General features: G+C 74.3%; 16 protein-coding genes. 8 read left to right on the forward strand and 8 right to left on the reverse strand.

The genetic code is table 11. The annotated features are described in order from the left end of the window. Window positions 1-15: 15 nt before the first annotated feature. A complete protein-coding gene (locus ACTMS2_RS17970; protein ID WP_441176406.1) occupies window positions 16-936 on the reverse strand; it encodes a proteasome assembly chaperone family protein in 921 nt (306 codons plus the stop codon). 420 nt (window positions 937-1,356) lie between these two features. Here ACTMS2_RS17970 and ACTMS2_RS17975 point away from each other — a divergent pair, with 420 nt between their 5' ends. The 3 genes from ACTMS2_RS17975 (at window position 1,357) to ACTMS2_RS17985 (ending at window position 3,236) form a co-directional block, all read left to right on the forward strand. Further along, a complete protein-coding gene (locus ACTMS2_RS17975; protein WP_441176407.1) occupies window positions 1,357-2,193 on the forward strand; it encodes a peptidase M23 in 837 nt (278 codons plus the stop codon). A gap of 103 nt (window positions 2,194-2,296) precedes the next feature. Next, a complete protein-coding gene (locus ACTMS2_RS17980; protein ID WP_172896546.1) occupies window positions 2,297-2,440 on the forward strand; it encodes a hypothetical protein in 144 nt (47 codons plus the stop codon). Between the two features lie 37 nt (window positions 2,441-2,477). Further along, entirely contained in the window at window positions 2,478-3,236 is a 759-nt protein-coding gene (locus ACTMS2_RS17985; protein ID WP_441176408.1) for an EcsC family protein, read from the forward strand. 63 nt (window positions 3,237-3,299) lie between these two features. Here the strand turns inward: ACTMS2_RS17985 and ACTMS2_RS17990 are convergent, their stop codons facing one another. Together ACTMS2_RS17990 and ACTMS2_RS17995 are read right to left on the reverse strand one after the other, a co-directional pair. Then, on the reverse strand, window positions 3,300-4,151 hold the full coding sequence (locus tag ACTMS2_RS17990; protein ID WP_441176409.1) for a GDSL-type esterase/lipase family protein: 852 nt from the start codon (window positions 4,149-4,151) through the stop codon (window positions 3,300-3,302). A 186-nt stretch (window positions 4,152-4,337) separates the two neighbouring features. Then, window positions 4,338-4,949 carry an antibiotic biosynthesis monooxygenase gene (locus ACTMS2_RS17995; protein ID WP_441176410.1) on the reverse strand — a complete coding sequence of 204 codons (612 nt, stop codon included), beginning with the start codon at window positions 4,947-4,949 and terminating at the stop codon, window positions 4,338-4,340. A gap of 295 nt (window positions 4,950-5,244) precedes the next feature. Between ACTMS2_RS17995 and ACTMS2_RS18000 the strand changes: the two genes are divergently transcribed. Genes ACTMS2_RS18000 through ACTMS2_RS18010 form a run of 3 tightly spaced genes read left to right on the forward strand, consistent with a single transcriptional unit; the run spans window position 5,245 to window position 7,953 of the window. Next, window positions 5,245-5,508 (forward strand): DUF6343 family protein, encoded by a 264-nt coding sequence (locus tag ACTMS2_RS18000; protein WP_363895854.1) that lies wholly within the window; start codon window positions 5,245-5,247, stop codon window positions 5,506-5,508. Window positions 5,509-5,520: 12 nt separating this feature from the next. Continuing rightward, a complete protein-coding gene (locus ACTMS2_RS18005) occupies window positions 5,521-6,933 on the forward strand; it encodes an NADP-dependent succinic semialdehyde dehydrogenase (protein WP_441176411.1) in 1,413 nt (470 codons plus the stop codon). A gap of 54 nt (window positions 6,934-6,987) precedes the next feature. After that, entirely contained in the window at window positions 6,988-7,953 is a 966-nt protein-coding gene (locus ACTMS2_RS18010; protein WP_441176412.1) for a TIGR03885 family FMN-dependent LLM class oxidoreductase, read from the forward strand. Window positions 7,954-8,181: 228 nt separating this feature from the next. On the opposite strand, the gene ACTMS2_RS18015 is transcribed toward ACTMS2_RS18010, so the two are convergent. Beyond that, window positions 8,182-8,598 (reverse strand): hypothetical protein, encoded by a 417-nt coding sequence (locus ACTMS2_RS18015; protein WP_363895863.1) that lies wholly within the window; start codon window positions 8,596-8,598, stop codon window positions 8,182-8,184. Window positions 8,599-8,895: 297 nt separating this feature from the next. On the opposite strand from ACTMS2_RS18015, the gene ACTMS2_RS18020 reads away from it, so the two are divergent. After that, window positions 8,896-9,840 (forward strand): RICIN domain-containing protein, encoded by a 945-nt coding sequence (locus ACTMS2_RS18020; protein ID WP_441176413.1) that lies wholly within the window; start codon window positions 8,896-8,898, stop codon window positions 9,838-9,840. A gap of 115 nt (window positions 9,841-9,955) precedes the next feature. On the opposite strand, the gene ACTMS2_RS18025 is transcribed toward ACTMS2_RS18020, so the two are convergent. The 3 genes from ACTMS2_RS18025 to ACTMS2_RS18035 all read right to left on the reverse strand — a co-directional run bounded on the left by ACTMS2_RS18025 (window position 9,956) and on the right by ACTMS2_RS18035 (window position 14,426). Next, window positions 9,956-10,489, reverse strand: a complete 534-nt coding sequence (locus tag ACTMS2_RS18025) for a GNAT family N-acetyltransferase (protein ID WP_441176414.1) — start codon at window positions 10,487-10,489, stop codon at window positions 9,956-9,958. A gap of 190 nt (window positions 10,490-10,679) precedes the next feature. Then, a complete protein-coding gene (locus tag ACTMS2_RS18030) occupies window positions 10,680-11,615 on the reverse strand; it encodes a hypothetical protein (RefSeq protein ID WP_441176415.1) in 936 nt (311 codons plus the stop codon). Between the two features lie 198 nt (window positions 11,616-11,813). Continuing rightward, on the reverse strand, window positions 11,814-14,426 hold the full coding sequence (locus tag ACTMS2_RS18035) for a glycoside hydrolase family 9 protein (RefSeq protein WP_441176416.1): 2,613 nt from the start codon (window positions 14,424-14,426) through the stop codon (window positions 11,814-11,816). A gap of 230 nt (window positions 14,427-14,656) precedes the next feature. Here ACTMS2_RS18035 and ACTMS2_RS18040 point away from each other — a divergent pair, with 230 nt between their 5' ends. Further along, window positions 14,657-15,382 (forward strand): PP2C family protein-serine/threonine phosphatase, encoded by a 726-nt coding sequence (locus ACTMS2_RS18040; RefSeq protein ID WP_101409115.1) that lies wholly within the window; start codon window positions 14,657-14,659, stop codon window positions 15,380-15,382. A gap of 46 nt (window positions 15,383-15,428) precedes the next feature. Here the strand turns inward: ACTMS2_RS18040 and hrpB are convergent, their stop codons facing one another. Beyond that, on the reverse strand, window positions 15,429-18,041 hold the full coding sequence (gene hrpB, locus ACTMS2_RS18045) for an ATP-dependent helicase HrpB (RefSeq protein ID WP_441176417.1): 2,613 nt from the start codon (window positions 18,039-18,041) through the stop codon (window positions 15,429-15,431). Between the last annotated feature and the right edge of the window lie 15 nt (window positions 18,042-18,056).

Below are 18,056 nucleotides of genomic sequence, written 5' to 3' on the forward strand. Positions count from 1 at the left end.
GCGCGCGTCGCCGGGTCAGCTGCCCGGGGTGTCGCCCGGGCGGGTCTGCTCGGCCAGGAACCGTTCCAGCTCGGCGCCCAGTTCGTCGGCGGTGGGCAGCGGCCCGGCCTCGGCGGCGAGCAGGTTCTTCTCGCCCCGGCCGCGCGCGAACGCGTCGTACTGCTCCTCCAGGGCCTGCACCAGCTGGGCGGCGTCGTCGGTCTGGGCGACCTGCCGGTCGATCTCCACCCGGACCACCTCGGCCGCCGAGCGCAGGCCGTCGCGGGGCAGCAGCAGCCCGGTGCTGCGCGACACGGAGGCGAGCAGCACCTCGGCGGCGGCCGGGTACTCCGTCTGCGCCACGTAGTGCGGCACGTGGGCGGCGAAGCCGAGGGCGTCGCGGCCCAGCTCACCGAGGCGGTACTCCAGCAGGTGGCCGACGCTGCCGGGCACCTGTACGCGCTGCAACCACGGTTCGTAGCCGGCGATCAGCTCACGGCGGGTGGCGTGTGCGGTCACCCCGGCCGGCCGGGTGTGCGGCACGGCCATGGGGATCGAGTTGAGCCCGACGGTGAGCCGGACGTCCAGCCGCGCCGAGATCCCGGCGATCGCGGCCACGAAACGCTCCCACTGAAGGTCCGGCTCCGGGCCGGTGAGCAGCAGGAAGGGCGTCTCGTCGTCGTCGCGGAGCAGGTGCAGCTCCAGCGCCGGGGCGTCGTACGACTCCCAGTGGTCCTCGACGAAGGTCATCACCGGCCGGCGCGAGCGGTAGTCGAAGAGCTGGTCCACGTCGAAGCGGGCGATCGGGCGGGTGTCCAGGGAGGTGAGCAGCTGCTCCCTGGCCAGTCGGGCGGCGCTGCCGGCGTCGACGAAGCCGGTGAGGGTCTGGATCAGCACCGGCTGACCGAGGTCGGGCAGATCGTCGGTGAGCTCGTAGAGCTCGTGTGGGTCGAGCACCGGTGCGGACCTCCCTGGTCGTGCGTACGGGTCGCCGTGCGGAGCCGGCACCCGGTTCGGGGAACGTACCCGTCATCCTCGTGCATTCCTCGCCGCGCCCCGCCGCGGGTCGCCACGTGACCGGTAATCGGGCGTATGCCCGCAAGCCCGCCGTCGGGCGACGAAGCGTGGCCGTCAGGGTGACCAGACTATCGACCGAACGGGGGAGTTTGTAGATCATGGGCCGGTCGCCGGTGGTTTGTCCGCCTTCCGGGCGCACCGGGTCGCCCCGGGGCCCTCCGGAGGTTCGACCGGTCCGCGAGGTGCGTCCCGGCGACTGCCCGGCACGGCACGGGCGTCCACCCGGCCTGGGCCATATCGTGAGGAAAGCCACGAGATCACCTCGGGTGCTCGGCGTGTCGGCCTGCCTAGCCTCGGCTGATGCCTGACGACCGCACCCTCGATGACCAGCTCGCCCCGAGTGAGCCGATCGACCGTTCGGACGATACCCCCTCGTACGATCGGTCAACCAGTCTGCGCGCCGCCACGGCGTACGCCCGCCTGCTGACGCGCGGGCCGGTCCGGGCCCGGATCGCCCTCGCCACCGGCGTCCTGTGCTGCCTCGGACTGACCGCCGTCGCCCAGGGGGGCCGGGATGGCTCCGTCGACCCTGCCCCCGCCGCTGCCCCCTCCGCGCTCGCCGAGCGCGCCGAGCCGGACCCGGCCTCCCGCAGCCTCGAACGCGTCGCCGTCTCCGCCAGCCCCACCCGCACCGCCGACCCCGACACCACCACCCCCGCCCCGAAGAAGACCACCCGCAGGCCGGTCGACCCCGCCCCGGTGGTCGGGCTCGACAACGCCCAGATGGAGAACGCCGAGGAGATCGTGCGGACCGGGCGCGAGATGGGGATGCCCCGGCGCGCGCTGGTGATCGCGGTCGCCACCGCGATGCAGGAGAGCAACCTCTACAACGTCGCGAGCGGGGTGCTTCCCGAGTCCCGCGAGTATCCGCACCAGGGCATCGGGTGGGACCACGACTCGGTCGGGCTGTTCCAGCAGCGCTCCAGCAGCGGCTGGGGCGAGGTCGGCGACCTGATGGACCCGGAGTTCGCCACCCGGCAGTTCCTCTCGGCGCTGGCGCGGGTGCCGGGCTGGCAGCAGATGCGGCTCACCGATGCCGCCCAGGCGGTGCAGATCTCCGCCTACCCGGAGCACTACGCCAAGCACGAGTGGCGCGCCACCAAGGTCGTCGCGGCGTGCCTGGAGGCCGGGCAGTAGGCTCTCACCGACCATAGTGGACGGTTGCGGTTCGGGCATCCGGGGTACAGGTGTTGTCGCTCCGAGGTACACATGGAACAGGCGCCACCGACTGGAGGACGACATGTCACTGATGCAGCGGATCACCACCTTCCTGCGCTCGCCCAAGGGCCAGCAGATGGTCGACCGTGGCCGGCGCGAGCTGGCCAAGCCCGGCACCCAGCAGAAGCTGAGGGGCCTCGCGGCCAAGTTCCAGAACCGCCGCTGACCGTCACCGACGCCCTCTCCGACCCCCGGGAGACCCTGTGACCGATTCCGCGCCCACCGACGACCAGCCCGTCGCCGGGGGACCGCAGCCGCCGGCCGTGGTTCCGGCACCGACGCAGGAGGCCACCGAGGCGCCGCCGCTGAAGCTCTGGGACCGGATGCGGGAGGACCCGCAGTACGCCCCGGAGCACCTCGCCCTGGAGGCCGTACGCCGGCTGGGGCCGGAGGCGGCGCAGTGGGCCGCGCGGGCCCGGGCCGAGCAGCCCGGGGCCTCCGCCGAGGCCCTGGCGGAGCAGGCGGTACGCAAGTTCGTCAACCACGCCCGCCTCTCCGGGGCGGTCTCGGGCGCCGCCGGGCTGCCCGGTGCCGTGATCGACGTGGGGGTGCTGGCCTGGACCCAGGCCCGGATGGTGCTGCACATCGCCGCCGCGTACGGCGTCGACCCGCTGCACGGCGACCGGGCCACCGACCTGCTGGTGTTGCAGAAGGTGCACAAGGTCGCCGAGAGCGCCCGGCTCGCGCTCGGGGTGGCCGCCGGCCGGGAGCGCGCCGGGGCCCTCTTCGGCAGCGGCGGGCAGAACCCGCTCGGGAAGGTGATGCTGCGCCTCGGCGTACGCCTGGCCCAGATGGCCGGGGTGCGCGCGGCGAAGCGGGTCTTCGCCAAGGTGGTGCCCGGCGCGGCGATCGTCCTGGGCACCTGGGCCAACTCGTCGGCCACCAAGGACCTCGCGGTGCGTTCCCGCGCCCTCTACCGGCAGCACGGCGGGCCCAGCGTCCCCGAACCCCGCCAGCCCTGATCCGGGCCCCTCGACGCCGCCTGCGCGCCCGGTCCGTACGGGCCGGTGCGCCGGGTGGTGGGGTCAGGAGCCGAGGCCCGAGGCGCGCCACGCCACGTCGGCCAGGCGGTCCTGCCCCGCGGCGTTCGGGTGGAACCAGTCCAGCGGGTTGACCAGCTCCAGGTCGAACCGCACCCGGTGCACCGCCCCGCCGTCGTGCCGGCAGCGCGAGCCGTACGCCTTGCAGGCGGCGGCGAGCTGCGTGTTGTAGTCGGCGATGCGCTCCCGCACGGCCGCCCGGCGCGCCCGGTCGAGCGGATCCGTCGAGGTGGGGTTCGCCAGCAGCGCCGGGCAGACACCCCGCTTCCAGGCCCGCACCGCCCGCGCGTCGGTGTGCCCGACCTCCCAGAGCCGGTGCAGGTTCGGCACGCTCACCACCAGCACCCGCGCCTTCGGCCGGACCTGCCGCAGCACCCGCAGGCCGCGGTCGACGTCGGCGCGGAACTGCTTGACCGGGGTCATCGCCTCGATGCCGCCGCGGCACACGTCGTTGGCGCCGATCAGCACGGTGACGTGGTCGACGCGGTCGCGTACCGCCCGCTGGGCCTGCCCCTCCAGCGACGCCGCGCGGGCCCCGGGGCTGGCGTGGTTGTGGGCCCGGCCCCGGATCGCCGGGTTCCGGTCCAGTAGGCGCCGGTAGAGGCTGTCGACGCGCAACCCGTCGCCGGTTGACCAGGAGTTGCGCTCGCACGAGACGAGCACCAGGCAGGAGCCGAAGCCGGTGCTGATCGAGTCGCCGAGGGCCGCGATGCCGCCGGGCGAGCCGGGCGACGGGGTCTCCCGGGGCGGGCGGGAGCCCGGCTCCCCGCCGCCCTCGCAGGCGAGCGCGACCAGCGCCAGCAGGCAGGCGGCCACGGTGACCCAACGTCGAGGCATACCATCCCCAGTCCCGCAGCGGAGAGCGACAGCGCGGCAACTCTAAGCGCGGGCCCGGTGGGGTGGCCCGCCGCTGTCGACTATGCGGCAGAGGGCTGTTCCGGCGCGGCTGCGCGTGCTAGGCGCGCGGATCGCGCGCCAGGCGGCGGTCGGCGTGTCGGGCGGGATCAGGGACTCAGACGGAGGTCAGCGCGCCAGGCGCCAGGGCGCGGCCTGGCCGTGCAGCCACCAGTGCAGGGTCCGGGTGATCCGGGGCAGCACGAGGTAGGTCATCAGCGGGGTCAGCGTGAGGGTCATCAGGAGCACCCGGGCGGCCAGCGGCACGTCCGGGAGGAACCGGCTGGTGAGCAGCGTCGCGGTCAGGCTGAGCGGGAAGAACGCCAGCCAGATGGTCACCGCCTGCTTCCAGCGCGGTGGGGAGGGCGGCGGGACCGTCGGCTCGGCGCTGACCGGCACGGTCTGCGCCACGTGCTCCCGTGGTGGGTCGAACCAGCCCTCGACGCCGGTACGCCGCTCGACCCGGGTGTGCTCGACGATGCCCTGGGCGGACGAGAGCCACCAGTGCCGCTGCGGGGACTCCTCCCAGCGGTGCAGCGTCTCGTGGTCGGCGAAGCGGTAGATGATGTGCCACTCCCCGGAGCCGGGCGCGCTGCGTACCCAGCCGGACCCGAGGAACCCCGGGAACGCCTCGGCCAGCGCCGTGCCGGCCCGCATCCAGGCCACCATCTCGCTGGTCCGGGCGGGGTCGGTGCGCCGGGCGACGGCGACGGTCACCGGCAGCGCGTGGGTCATCGTCATACCGGCCATCCTCTCCGGTCGGAGCCGGTTCGACAGGCTCACCGGCCGCCGGTGTAACGCACCCCACCAGCGGGGTGACGCGGCCCACCATCAGGGCTGACGACGGTGCGCCGGCGGGGGCCGACGCGGGCGACCTGCGGGGTCGTCCGGCAGGTCACGGGGCGGGCGCCGAAGGACTTCACGGCGTACGCCGCCGACGCGGCGGCCCGGGGCGCCTGGCGCACCGACGAGGGCGCCCGGGGGAGCCGACCGGCCGGGGCGGGTTAAGCGGGTCGATCGGGGGTAGGTCGGTGCAATGACGAGATCGCAGCCCCGGCGTGCCCGTGGCACGGTCGGCCACGCCTACAGCGCGCTCAACATGCGGCTCCTGCTGGCCGGGTTCGGGCTGGTGACCATGACCGTCTTCGCGGTGCTGGCGTTCAACGCCGACGTGGTGTGGCTGGGCGTCCTCTGCGTGGTCTTCGCGGTGGTCGCGGTGGTCGATCTGATCATCATCCAGCGCCGCCGTGCCGCCCGCCGCCGGGAGGAACCGGGAGCCCGCCACTCACTCTTCGAGTGACAGGAGTACGACATGCCCATCGCGACCACGAATCCCGCGACCGGACAGACGCTCAAGACCTACGACCCGATGTCGGCGGAGCAGATCGACGCCGCGATCGAGCGGGCCGACCTGGCGTACCGGCAGCTGCGCGGCACCACGATCGACCAGCGCGGTCGCTGGCTGAACGCGGCGGCCGACCTGCTGGAGGCCGAACGCGACGAGATCGCCCGGCTGATGACCACCGAGATGGGCAAGACGTACGCGTCGGCCAGGGCCGAGGTCACCAAGTGCGCCACCGCCTGCCGCTTCTACGCGGCGAGGGCGGCCGACTTCCTCGCCGACGAGCCCGCCGACGCGGGGGCGGTCAAGGCCACCCGGGCCTTCGTCCGCTACCAGCCGATCGGGCCCGTGCTCGCGGTGATGCCGTGGAACTTTCCGCTCTGGCAGGTGCTGCGCTTCGCCGCGCCGGCCCTGATGGCCGGCAACACCGGCTTGCTCAAGCACGCCTCCAACGTGCCGCAGACCGCGCTGCTGCTGGAGGACCTGTTCCGCCGCGCCGGCTTCCCGGAGGGGGCGTTCACCACCCTGCTCGTCGGCTCGGCCGAGGTCGACCGGGTGCTCAGCGACCCCCGGGTGCTCGCGGCGACGTTGACGGGCAGCGAGGGTGCCGGCCGGTCGATCGCCCAGATCGCCGGCCGGGAGCTGAAGAAGACCGTGCTGGAACTCGGCGGCAGCGACCCGTTCGTGGTGATGCCGTCGGCCGACCTCGACCGGGCCGCCGAGGTCGCCACCACCGCCCGCTGCCAGAACAACGGTCAGTCCTGCATCGCCGCCAAGCGCTTCATCGTGCACGCCGACGTCTTCGACGCCTTCGCCGAGACGTTCGCCGCGAAGATGTCGGCCCTGCGGGTCGGCGACCCGATGGACCCCGACACCGACGTCGGCCCACTGGCCAGCGAGGGCGGGCGCGACGAGGTCCACGCCCAGGTACGCGACGCCGTCGACAAGGGCGCCACCGTGCTCTGCGGCGGCGAGCCGCCCGCCGGCCCCGGCTGGTACTACCCGCCGACGGTGGTCACCGACCTGCGCCCCGAGATGCGGATGTGGTCCGAGGAGGTCTTCGGCCCCGTCGCGGGCCTCTACCGGGTGTCGTCGTACGAGGAGGCGATCGAGGTGGCCAACGGCACCTCCTTCGGCCTGGGCTCCAACGCCTGGACCCGCGACCCCGAGGAGCAGGAGCGCTTCGCCACCGACCTGGACGCCGGAAACGTCTTCATCAACGGGATGACCACCTCCTACCCCGAACTGCCCTTCGGCGGCGTGAAGAACTCCGGCTACGGCCGCGAGCTCTCCGCGCTCGGCATGCGGGAGTTCTGCAACACGAAGACCGTCTGGGTGGGCGAGGGGGCCGCCTCGGCGGGCGCCGGGGCGCACGCGGAGTAGCCCGCTCCGGTTCGCCGGCGTAGCCGGGCGCCGTCATGGGTACGGAGTGACGCCATGACGGTGTTCGGCTTCCACGCGTCCCACGAGCAGATCGATCCCCGCGCCCTGCTGGAGGCGGTGATCCACGCCGAGCGGGCCGGCTTCGACGCCGCCATGTCCTCGGACCACTTCGCGCCCTGGAGCGAGCGGCAGGGCCAGTCCGGTTTCGCCTGGTCCTGGCTGGGGGCCGCGCTCCAGGCGACCAACCTGCCGTTCGGGGTGGTCAACGCCCCCGGGCAGCGCTACCACCCGGCGATCATCGCCCAGGCGATCGGCACCCTGGGCGCGATGTACCCGGGCCGGTTCTGGGCCGCCCTCGGCACCGGCGAGGCGAGCAACGAGCACATCACCGGCGACGCCTGGCCGCGCAAGGACGTCCGCAACGCCCGGCTGCGCGAGTGCGTGGACGTGATCCGCGCGCTGCTGGCCGGCGAGGAGGTCAGCCACGACGGCCTGGTACGGGTCGACCGGGCGAAGCTGTGGACCCGACCGGAGCAGCCGCCGGCGCTGATCGGGGCGGCGGTCAGCGTGGCCACCGCCCGCTGGTGCGCCGAGTGGGCGGACGGTCTGATCACCGTGAACGCCCCGACCGCGCACCTGCGGGAGATGATCGACGCGTACCGGGACGCCGGCGGGCGCGGGCCGCTGCACCTGCAGGTGCACGTGAGCTGGGCGCCGGCGCAGGCCGAGGCGGAGCGGATCGCGTACGACCAGTGGCGCAGCAACGTCTTCGCCCCGCCGGTCTGTTGGGACCTGGAGACCCCGGAGCACTTCGACGCGGTCTCGCAGGACGTGCCGATGGAGAAGGTCCACGACGTCGTGAACGTCTCCGCCGACCTCGGGCGGCACGTCGGCTGGCTGGAGGAGTACCTGGAGCTCGGCTTCGACCAGATCGCCCTGCACCACGTCGGGCAGGAGCAGCGGGACTTCATCGACGCGTTCGGCGCCGAGGTGCTGCCGAAGCTGCGCAGCGCCGGCTGATCTTGATCTTGTCTGTAAGACGCATCAATTGCTGTACACACTGCGAGCGGCCCGAATCTCCTTCGGGGGCGTTTGGAGCTTTCCTGATTGAGTAGCGGCCCCGGACCAACCCGGTCCGGGGCCGCTGCGGTGTCGCCGGTCAGGTCCGGGGGCCGTTGGGTCCTCGGACAGTGGGCCGTCGGTGTACCACGCTCCAGGAGGGCTTAGGACACGAACTCCGGATCACGTTCAGCAGGTGGGGATCGTCCCTGAACCGACCCTGACGTTGCCGGAATAGATCCAGCCCTTCCGCCAACCGGTGTCGTCCGGGTCGACGTAGTACCAGGTGTTGCCCGAATCGGGGTTGCGGTACTTGCACACAGCCCACAGTTGCGTGGGCACGCCCATGTCGGACCACCCGATGAAAGAGCAGCCCGCAGCCGGCCCATACCTCAGTCGGATCGATTTGGTGGTCACAATGCTCACGCCGGTGGTCCCGCCGCTGGGGTCCCAGTTGCAGTTCACGCCTGCGGGAGCCTGGGGGGCGGACATGGTGTCCGCCTGAGCGGCTGCTGACGCCGACGGCATCACCGCGAAGGCTGCCGCCGTGACACCGAACGCGATGGCGGCGCCCCCCGCAAGTGCCCTTCGCTTCAGTTCCAGCATGTGCTCCTCCTCTGGTAGGGAACGGATCGAGAGGGTTCTGCATCGATCTGGCGTCAAGCCTGAGCGGCGTTTGGTGATGCGGGGAAGGGTCTGAGCTGGGCGGAACAGTTCCGCACACGCCGCCTTGACGGTCGACCCTGGCCCGCGCGGTCGAAGTGATGGCGGTCACAGTCGGCAACGAAGCCGGATATCCGAAAGTATGAATATGTGACCGCCGGGATGCTGGTGGTCCCAACTGAATCGAGACCGCCTATGGGGGAGTGTCCTGTGTTGCGACCGCCGGAACCGGATCCGTCCATGAACGTCCGAGAGTTCGTCGTTGCCCTGCGGGCTCTACGCCTGTGGTCAGGGCTGTCGTACCGGGAACTGGCCGCGAAGGCACGGGCGTCGGGAGGGACGCTTCCGCCCAGCACGATCACCTCGATGCTCGGCCGCAACACCCTGCCACGTGCCCCACTGATCGTGACGTTCGTCCTGGCTTGCGGCCTGGATCAGGAAACTGCTGACCGGTGGGCCGCGGTGCGTAACAGCATCGCCCTGGAATCCGAGCGCCCGGTGTCACGGTCTCCCGAGTCATTGGCACCGCCATCGGACAGCAGCGCCGGGCAGACACCAGCGGAGTCCCAGGTGAAGCGACACTCGCGATTGCGGCCAGTGGTGGCCGGCTTGGGCGCCCTCGGGCTGGTGATCAGCATCGCGGCGTTTCTGCTGCAGGAACGAACCGGTAGCCAACACAAAGGCGTCGTAGCCGAGCCCGAGTTGCCACCTGAGGGCTGGTTCCTCATCCAGCCTGCCCACATTCCCGACCACGGCTTCTGTATCGGCGAGGGCCGTGAGCGCAATCGTCGTACCGATCGCCCTCTCGCTGTCCAACGCCCGTGTGCCGCGATCGTTCCGGACACCTACCTCGCCGCGACGGGCATCGGCAGTGTCTACGAGATCCGGTGGCACCATCCGGAGGAAGGCGTTGGATGCCTCACGGTCGACGAAGCGCTGACAGTCGACGAAGCACTGGTAGCGCCCGCTGAGTGCAGCGGGGCACCCCACCAGCGCTACCAACTGGAGCCGACTCGGACACCGGAGTCGACCGGCTACCGGATCCGGCCGACCCACAGCAGCCTCTGCCTCGGAATTCTCGGCGGACTGGCGGACGTAGAGAACGGAGCCGAGGTCGCTCAAGCAACATGTACCGGAGCCGCGGACCAAGTCTTCGTGCTGAAGCCAACAACACGTTCCTCCTGAACCGGTTGACCAAGACGCGCGGGCAACCCGGCCCCGGCGGCACGCCGCCCCGCCCCACCCCGCCCGGCCTGGCGGCCAGTCGGGGCGCCCGGCGGCCAGGGCCGAGCGGCCCGGGTCAGGGCAGGCGGCGCACGAGGACCTGTCCCGGCCACGGGTCGCGGCCCGGGCGCTCGACCGTGAACGGATCGGTGGCCGTGAAGCCCTGCCGCTCGTACCACCGGACCAGCGCGCCGTCGTCGCCCGCGTAGCAGTCCACCCGGAGCAGGCCGAGCCCGCGCTCCCGGGCCAGCTCCGCGGCGTACGCCAGCAGCCGGCCGCCGATGCCCGACCCGGCGTGCGCGCGGTCGGTGACCAGCAGGTTCACGTACAGCTCGGGTTCGGTGGCGGGTGGCACGTACGCGGTCGCCGCCCCCACCACGAGCGCGCCGACGGGGCGCTCGGCGAGCGTCGCCAGCCACAGCCCGCCGCCGGTCGCCCAGGCCTCGGCCTGCGCGATGCGCCGTGGGTCGGTCGAGGCCGGTCCGGTGCCCCACTGGCCGGTGCGGCCCCGCGCCGCCAGCCAGGCGGTGGCGTCGTCGAGCAGCCGCAGCACGGCGGGCGCGTCGGTCGGCCCGCCGGGACGCAGACCCGGGCTCTGCTGGTCGCTCATGACGGACATGCTGCTACAACCAGGTGCCTCGACGCGAGCAGGCCGGACTGGACGTCGGCCCTCGACGCCGCGAGCCCCGGCCAGGGTGGCGGTCTCCCCGCGCTCGTGCTGTCGAGCTGATGTCGTGGACGATTCACCGCTCCGGGCGTCAGCTACGCCAATCGCCAGGCTCTGGGCCGGCTGACCGTGGTCAGGGCGCCGCCGGCCGCCAGCCCCCGGTGAGCGCGACGAGCCGCTCCGTGGACAGGCAGGAGGTCAGGCAGCGTTCCTTGGCGTCGCTGGTCAGGCGGGCCGTCCAGTCGGTGAAGCCGCCGTCGCCGAGTTCGACCTCGTCGACACCGTCGCCGGCGGTGATCCGCAGCGCGGCGTCGACGTAGTAGCCCCGGCCGCGCCGGCGCTCCGGCTCGTCCACCAGCGGCACGGCCGACGGGCCGAGCGCCGGCCGGACGGTGTCGGCGATCCGCTCGCCGACGACCGGGCTGTCGAGCACGGTCAGGCGCACCCGGGCCGCCGCCGACTGCGGCAGCAGGGCGGCGAGCACCGTGCGCCAGTACGCCAGGTGCAGGGTGAGCAGCCGTGCCTCGGTGCGCCCCGAGCCGGTGTCGCGGGCGCTCGAGACCAGCGTGAAGAGCCGGAAGTGCGCCGAGAGGCCCGGCCCGAAGTCCTGCGCCCGCAGCACCCGGTGGCAGGCGGCCAGGTGCACGGCGCCGTCGCCCGGCTGCCCGCGGCGGCGTACCGCGGCCTCGATCGCGAGGGCGTTGGTGGGGTCGCTGACCACCTCGGTGGCGCGCAGGGTCGTGACGATCCGGTCCTGGCTCACCGGCGCGACCGCCGAGCAGGTGCCGAGCGGCACGACGGGGGAGAGGTCGACGCCGGCGAACTGCGCCGGGAGCAGTTGCCACAGGCGGGCCTCGACGGCGGCCAGCGCACGCGGGTCGGCCGCCGCCGGCCGGGTGAAGCGGTCGCTGCGCCAGCGGCGTACCAGGTCCGCCGGGCGTACCGCCGCCGCCCGGTCCCGCGCCACCGCCAGCAGCAGCGTGCGCAGGTCCGCCGTGGCGAGGCGGGCCAGGGCGGTACGGGTGCCGTCCGGCAGCCGCTGCCACACCCGCCGCTCCACGTCGTCCATGCGGCCACCCTGTCGTACGCCCCGGCGGCCGTCCACCGGAATTGGGCGGGCGGCACGCCCGCGTCGCGTGACGAGGTCCGACCAGTGTGGTGGCCTCCCTCGGATTCGGGGGAGGCCACCACACGAGCGGGGTCAGCAGCACCAGCAGCGCCCAGCCGCGTGGTGCGATCGCGACGACCGATCGCCGGGGTGGGTCCGTCAGGACAGGGCGCAGGCCGCGCCGTTGACGGTGATCAGGCCGGGTGCCGGGTTGGCGCCGCCGCCGGTCATGGCGTTGAAGCCGAAGGTGACGGTGCCGCCGGGGGCGATGCGGGCGTTGTACGACTCGTTCTTCGCGGTGACCGTGGCCCCCGCCTGGGTCGTCTTCGCCAGCCACGCCTCGCGTACCTGCTGGTCGCCGGTGAAGGCGAAGCGGGCCGTCCACCCGTCGACGGCGCTGGTGCCGGTGTTGCGGATGGTCACCTGGGCGGTGAACCCGGTGCCGCCCTGCCAGGTGCCGTAGTTGGTGTACGTGGCGGAGCAGGTGGGCGCCGGCACCGCCGCCGAGTCACCCTGGTCGGCCAGGAACGAGGCGATCCAGGCCAGCGCCGAGTTCCAGTTGATCGCCACCTCGTTGGTCGCGTACGAGTTGATGTCGTCGACGTAGCAGAACATCGGCTTGCAGCCGGCGAGCAGCTTGGCGGCGAACGGATCCTGGAGGGCGGCGTTCGGGCCGCCGGCCAGGGAGCCGGCGGGCGGCTTCGGCAGGTCGGGGTCGAGCTGGTGGCCGAAGATCCGGCTGTGCTGGTTCTCCGCCGCGTGCTCGCCCCAGCCGGTCACGTACGAGATGTTCAGCGCGTTGCGGCCGAGGACGTAGTCCATCGCCTGCACCGCGCCGTCGCGGTACTTCGCGTCGCGGGTCAGGTCGAAGGCGGTGGCCAGCACGACCGCGTTGTTGATGATGTTGCTGTTGCCGCCCCAGAAGTAGCTGCCCGCGTCGCCGGGCATGGGCAGCCCGTACGCCTGCCGGGCCGCCTCGGCGAGGTGGGCGTCGGCGGCGGCGGTGACCGAGGCGCGCACGCGGGCCAGGTCGGCTGCCGGCAGCCCGTTCGGCACGGTGGCCAGGTCGAGGCGGCCCAGCGCGGCGACACCCTGCCAACCGAAGCCGCGCGGGTCGAACACGTCGCCGGTGTGGTGCGCCGACGCGGTGAGGTCCGCCAGGTACGCCTGCTCGCCGGTGGTCAGGTAGAGCTCGACGGCGGCCCAGTAGAACTCGTCGGTGACGTTCGTGTCGTCGTACGCGCCGCCGCCGGTGCTGTCGGCGGGGCTGGCGTACCGCGCCGGGTTGGCCTTCGCGGCGGCGTAGGCCGTCTTCGCCGCGGTGCCGCAGCGCTTCGCGAAGGCCGCGTCGTAGGGGGCGAACAGCCGCGCGCACTGCGCGGCGACGGCGGCCAGGTTGAGCGTGGCGGCCGTGGACGGCGGGTGCAGCTCGCGCTGCTCGGGGTCGTCGTGCGGGGCGAGCGGCAGCCCGGTCCAGTTCCGGTCGTGGATCTTGTGGTGGGCCATCCCCGCGAGCGGCTTGCCGGCCGGCACCTGCATGCGCAGCAGGAACTCCAGCTCCCAGCGGGCCTCGTCGAGGACGTCCGGTACGCCGTTGCCGCGCTCGGGCACCCGCAGCGTGCTGTCGCCGAGGGCGGCGCCGTGTCCGGCGGTGGCGGCCGTGCGGGTCCGCTCGAAGGTGTTCAGCAGCTGGTAGGTGGCGATGCCCCCGTTGACCACGTACTTGCCGTGGTCGCCGGCGTCGTACCAGCCGCCGCGCACGTCCAGGGAGTAGTCGCAGACGCCGGGCTGGCAGGGCACGGAGGTGTCGCCCTTGTTGGGTGCCACGCCGAGGTGCCCGGCGGGGCGGGCGTACTCCGCGCCGATCAGGTCGCCGTCGATGGCGATGCCGCTGCGCTGGGCGTAGAAGAACTGGAGGGAGTCGGCGCGCAGTCGGTCGTAGAGGGTGCCCGAGATGTCGAAGGGGTGGCTGGTCTCGCCGTCGACGGTCAGGGTGAGCCCCGCCCCCGGCGTCCGGTACGACGAGAAGTCGAGCGTCTGCACGTTCTGCCCGGAGGCGGCGTCGACGCCGCGCGGGGTGGTGGTGCCGCTGGCCAGGACGGCGCCGGCGGCCGAGCGCAGCTGCCAGGGCAGGGCGTCGGTCGCCGCCGTCACCACGGTGGCGTTCTTCGGCCCGCCGGGTAGGTAGCCGACCTGGTTGACCCGCACCCGTGGCCCGGTGTCGGGCACGTACGGCTCGGGCGGGTCGCCGCCGCGCAGGGAGACGTCGTCCAGGCAGACGGTCTGCTCGGCCGCGTTGCCGCCGACCTGGAAGATCAGTTGGGCGGCCGGGTTGCCCTCGGCGACCGTGAACGTCTTCTCGAACCGCTGGGCGGTGCCGCCGGCGGTCGCGTCGACGCTGGCGTACGTCGTGTAGGGGGCGGTACCCAGTTGCAGCACGGCCTTGACGGCGGTGCCGGGGGTGGCGGAGACGTCGAAGCCGAGGGTGTACTCCGCCCCGGCGACCAGCGGCACGCCGTCCTGGCCGATGCCGGCGTCCCACGGGTTGGCCAGGCCGCCGGGCACGGTGGTGCAGAGCCGGCCGTCGGTGACGCCGAGCGCGCCGGTGCCGTAGGAGAACCAGGGGGACACGCCGGCGCTGAAGTCGCCGTTGTCGATCTGCTCGGGGGCGTCGGGGGGCGGTTCGGCGTGGGCGGCGCCGGCGGTGACTGCGGTCAGGGCGACGGCGGTCGCGGCCGCGAGCAGCGCGAGGCGGCGTGGGGATGGCGTCACGGGTGTTCCTTCCGGACGGCTGTGGGGACGGGAAGGTGGTGGCGACCTGGGAGCGCTCCCAGGTCGTCTCGATGGTTCCAGTGCCTCCGCCACCCTGTCAATCGATCCGGCTGGATGGTTCGGAACCGCCCCCCCCGGAGGCACCCGGGACAGTGAGATTCGCCGCGCGACGCGCCGAGGTCCCGATCTCCTAGAGACAACCGAGCCCTCCGCCTGGCAGGCTGCCACCCATGACCCTGAAGCTGCGTTCCGTGGGAACGAGCGACCGTGGGCTGATCCGCAGTGGCAACCAGGACGCCCTGCACGCCGGCACCTGGCTCGTCGCCGTCGCCGACGGCATGGGCGGGATGGCGGCCGGCGACCTGGCCAGCGCGATCGCCATCGAGGCGGTCGCTCCGCTCGACGTGGAGACCCCGGAGCACGCGCTGGTGGCCGCACTGCAGAGCGGCATCGAGCAGGCCACCGCGCGGATCCACCAGGCGGTCGCCGAGGATCCGGAGCGGCAGGGCATGGGCACCACCCTCACCGCCCTGCTCTTCGCCCGTACGGGCAGCTGCCTGGCCCTCGCCCACGTCGGCGACTCCCGCGCCTACCTGTTCCGCGAAGGCGTGCTCAAGCAGATCACCCGCGACGACACGTTCGTGCAGCTGCTCGTCGACCAGGGGGTGATCACCCCCGACCAGGCCAGCAGCCACCCCCGCCGGGCGGTGGTCACCCAGGCGTTGCAGGGCGAGGAGGTCTCCCCGGCGTACGCGACGATGGTGCCGTGGCCCGGCGACCGTTGGCTGCTGTGCAGCGACGGGCTGTCCAACGTCGTCCGCCCGGACACCCTCGCCGAGGTGCTCGCGGAGCACCCGGACCGCGCGGACTGCGCCCGCCGGCTCATCGACCTCGCGCTGCGCGCGGGCGGGCCGGACAACGTCACGGTGGTCGTCGCCGACGTCGTGGAGGAGTGAGCGGGCGCCCGGCGGTCGCCGCCGGGAGGTGACGGCGTACGCCCGCTCAGCGGCGACGCGGCGTGGCGTGCCGGGTGGGCGGGGCCGTCGTCGGGTCCTCGGGCCACGGGTGGCGCGGGTAGCGCCCGCGCAGTTCGCCCCGCACCTGCGGATAGCCGGTCCGCCAGAACGACGCCAGGTCGGCGGTGACCGCCACCGGCCGCCCGGCCGGTGAGAGCAGGTGCAGCAGCACCGGCACCCGGCCGTCGGCGACGCGGGGCGCGTCGCGCCAGCCGAAGGTCTCCTGGAGCTTGACCGCGAGCACCGGCGCCGCCGGGTCGGCGTAGTCGAGCCGGATCCGCGATCCGCTCGGCACGGCGATCCGCTCGGGCGCGACCTCGTCCAGCCGGGCCGCCAGCGCCCACGGCAGCAGCCGGCGCAGCGCCCCGGCCACGTCGACCCGGGCCAGGTCGGCGCGGCGCCGGGCGCGGGCCAGCTCCGGGCCCAGCCAGGCGGGCGCGTCGGCGAGCAGCGCCTCGTCGCCCACGTCGGGCCAGTCGCCGCCGAGCGCGTGCCGGCAGAACGCCAGCCGCTCGCGCAGGGCCCGCGCCGCCGGGCTCCAGGTCAGCAGGCCCAGGCCGGTACGCCGCAGGCCCGTCAGCAGCGCCTGTGCCACCTGCGCCGGTTCGGGCCGGGCGAGGGGTCGCTCGACCAGCTCGATCGCGCCCAGCCGCACCACCTCCCGGGCCACCACGTCGTCGCCGACCCAGCCGACCTCCCGCTCGGTGCGCAGCAGCGGCCCGCCCGCCTCCCGGGCGGTCGCCTCGTCGAGCGGGGTGGCCAGCCGCACCCGGGCCGTCGGCGCGCCGGGGGAGCGGTCCGCCACCGCGACGGCCAGCCAGTCGGCGCCGGCCAGCCCCGACCCGGGCGCCAGCTCCGCGGCGGTCCCGCCGCTCATCAGGTACGCCGAGCCGCCCGGACGCCGTGCCCGGGCCAGCCGCTGCGGGTGGGCGAGCCCGACGAGCAGCCCGGCGGCCAGGTCGTCGGTCAGCCGGTCCCGGCCTGTGTCCCCGGTCCGGCCCGTATCGGCGTCCGGCCGCGCCCGGCCGGTGCCTTCCGCCGTCGCCGCACCGTGGGTCGCGCGTGCCCGGCCGGGTCGCCCCGTCGGCGCGGCGTCGGGCAGGGCGGCGCGCAGCCGGCGTACCTCCGTGCGCCAGCGGGCGGTGGCACCCGGATCCGCGCCCGCGCGCAGCCGGCGCCAGGCGGCGGTCAGGTCGTCGCCCGGCCCGGCGGCGGTGTCCTCGGCGAGCACCGCCACGATCTCCGCCGCCCGGTCCGCGCCCACCCGGGCGGCCCCGTCGAGCAGTGCCCTGGCCAGCCGGGGGTGAGCCCCGACCGCGGCGATCGCCCGACCCCGGTCGGTGATCCGGCCGTCCGCGTCGAGCGCGCCGAGCGTGGTGAGGGTGTCGCGGGCGACGGCCATGGACGCCGCCGGGGGCGGGTCGGGCAGGGCCAGCCCGGTGCCGTCCGGCGACCCCCAGGCGGCCAGCTCCAGCGCGAAGCCGGTCAGGTCGGCGGTCGCGATCTCCGGCTCGGGTTGCGCGGCGAGCCGCTCGTGGGTGGCCGCCGACCAGCAGCGGTAGACGTACCCCGGGGCCTCCCGGCCGGCGCGGCCGGCCCGCTGGGTGGCCGCCGCCCGGGACACCGTGACGGTGACCAGCGCGCCCAGGCCCCGGGCCAGGTCCATCCGGGCGACCCGGGACAGCCCGGCGTCCACCACCACCCGCACGCCCGGCACGGTCAGGCTGCTCTCGGCCACGGCGGTCGCCAGCACCACCCGCCGCCGGTCGGCGGGGCGAAGCGCCGCGTCCTGGTCGGCGCCGCGCTGCCGCCCGTGCAGCGGCAGGACGGCGACCTCGCCGCGCAGGTCGGCCAGCCGGCCGGCGACGGCGCCGATCTCGCCGGCGCCGGGCAGGAAGACCAGCACGTCCCCGGCGCGCTCGCGCAGCGCCCGGCGCACCGTCGCCGCGACGTGGTCGAGCAGTCCCCGGTCGACCGGGCCGGCCCCGGGCGCGGCCACCGGCCGGGGCGGCGGCGCCCAGATCCGGGCCACCGGGTGCAGGGCCGAGGACGCCCGTACGATCGGCGCGGGCGCGCCCCCGCCGCCGAGCAGCGCGGCGAACCGGTCCGCCTCGGGGGTGGCCGACATCGCCAGCAGCCACAGGTCGGGGCGCAGCGCGGCCCGCGCCTCCACGGTGAACGCGAGCGCCAGGTCGGCGTCGAGCTGCCGTTCGTGGCACTCGTCGAGCAGCACGGCGCCGGCGCCGGCCAGCTCGGGATCGCGGTGCAGCCGCCGCACGAGCAGCCCGGTGGTGACCACCTCGACGCGGGTACGCGGTCCGCTGCGACGCTCGCCGCGTACGGCGTAGCCGATCCGCTCGCCGAGCGGCTCGCCGAGCAGCGCGGCCATCCGGCGCGCCGCCGCGCGGGCGGCCACCCGGCGCGGCTGGGCGACCAGCACGCGGCCGGCGACCTCGTCGGCCACGGCCAGCGGGGCGAGGGTCGTCTTGCCGGTCCCGGGCGGGGCGACCAGCACCCCGGCGCCGGTGGCGCGCAGCGCCGCGACCAGCTCCGGCAGCACGGGCCGTACGGGCAGGTCGAGGGGCACGTCCGAGAGCACGGCCCAGTCTCGCAC

Source organism: Micromonospora sp. SD12, from assembly GCF_052068495.1.
GTDB classification, from domain to species: Bacteria; Actinomycetota; Actinomycetes; order Mycobacteriales; family Micromonosporaceae; genus Micromonospora; species Micromonospora echinofusca.